2 protein-coding genes are annotated in these 1,742 nt (G+C 62.2%); both read left to right on the top strand.

Features of this window, described 5'->3' with window-relative positions:
• On the top strand, nt 1-1,079 hold a 1,079-nt coding region (gene lpxB, locus ACRXB1_RS35535), incomplete at its 5' end, for a lipid-A-disaccharide synthase (RefSeq protein WP_449494712.1).
• A partial coding sequence (gene rnhB, locus ACRXB1_RS35530; protein ID WP_449494711.1) for a ribonuclease HII occupies nt 1,079-1,742 on the top strand: 664 nt, incomplete at its 3' end. The genes lpxB and rnhB, both read left to right, overlap by 1 nt.

The following is a 1,742-nucleotide window of genomic DNA, read 5'->3' as shown; positions in this document are numbered from 1 at the left end:
TGAACGCGCGCTTGCCTGCGGGTACGCGGTTCAGCGGCATTGGAGGTCCGCGCATGACGGCCGCCGGTTTCGATGCCCACTGGCCCTTGGAGAAGCTGACCGTCCGCGGCTATGTGGAAGCGCTCAAGCACATTCCCGAGATTCTCGGCATTCGCAACGAGCTCAAGCGCCAGTTGCTTGCCGAGCCACCGTCGGTGTTTATCGGCGTGGATGCGCCTGATTTCAATTTTGGTCTCGAACACGCGTTGCGCGATGCCGGCATTCCGACCGTGCATTTCGTGTGTCCGTCGATCTGGGCGTGGCGCGGCGGGCGGATCAAGAAGATCGTCAAAGCCGTCGATCACATGCTGTGCGTGTTTCCGTTTGAACCGGCGCTGATGGAAAAGGCGGGCATAGCGTCCACTTATGTGGGCCATCCGCTTGCCGATGAAATCCCGCTCGTCCCCGACGTCGATGCCGCCCGCCGCGAACTGGGTCTGACCGCGGGTGGTCCGATCATCGCCGTGTTGCCAGGTAGCCGGCGCTCGGAGATTACGCTGATCGGCCCGACGTTTTTCGAAGCGATGGCGCTGATGCAGCAACGCGAACCCGGCGTGCGATTCGTGATGCCGGCGGCGACCGCCGCGTTGCGCGAACTGCTGCAACCGCTCGTGGCGGCGCATCCGGATCTGGCGTTGACCATCACGGAAGGCAAGGCCCAGGTCGCGATGACCGCCGCCGACGCCATCCTGGTCAAGAGCGGCACGGTGACGCTCGAAGCGGCATTGCTGAAAAAGCCGATGGTGATTTCGTACAAGGTGCCCTGGCTGACTGGCCAGATCATGCAGCGCCAGGGTTATCTGCCGTATGTCGGCTTGCCGAATATTCTGGCGGGGCGTTTTGTCGTGCCGGAGATCCTGCAGCATTTCGCCACGCCCGAAGCGCTCGCCGATGCAACGCTCAAGCAGTTGAACGACAACGCAAACCGCGCGACACTCACAGAAATTTTCACCGAAATGCATCATGTATTGCGTCAGAATACGGCGCAACGGGCGTCGGAGGCTGTGGCGCAGGTGCTGGAAACGAGGAGGCCGCGGTAATGGCTAAGATCGTCGTAAAGGGCGTGGTCAGGCGCGCGAATCAGCCAGAGTTCGACTTCGATTCCCCGTCCGACCTCATTTGCGGTGTCGACGAAGCCGGCCGTGGTCCGCTCGCCGGCCCGGTGGTTGCGGCGGCCGTGATCTTCGATCCGTCGAAACCGAAGATTCGCGGCCTCGATGACTCGAAAGTGCTGAGTGCCAAGAAGCGCGAGGAGTTGTACGAGAAGATCATCGATCGCGCGCTGGCGTATTGCGTGGCATCGGCGAGTGTCGAGGAAATCGACACCATCAATATTCTCCACGCCGCCATGCTCGCCATGAAACGCGCGGTCGAAGGGCTGTCGGTCACGCCGACGGTCGCGAAGATCGATGGCAACCGGTGCCCGACTTTGTCGATGCGTTCCGTTGCCGTCATCGGCGGCGACGCGCTGATTGCGCAGATATCGGCGGCATCGATTCTGGCCAAGGTCACGCGCGACCGCATGCTGCTCCAATTGCACGATACACATCCCGCATACGGCTTCAATGCTCACGCCGGATACGGCACGCCGCAGCATCTGAAGGCGCTGCTCGACCATGGGCCTTGCGAGCATCATCGGCGTTCTTTTGCGCCGGTGCGCGAAGCGCATGCGCGATTTGGCGTGGTGCTGCCGCCCGTCGCGA

This window comes from Caballeronia sp. M23-90, from assembly GCF_053574605.1.
The sequence above is the reverse complement of the archived record's forward strand: the minus strand, read 5'-3'. Positions and strand labels throughout refer to the sequence as shown.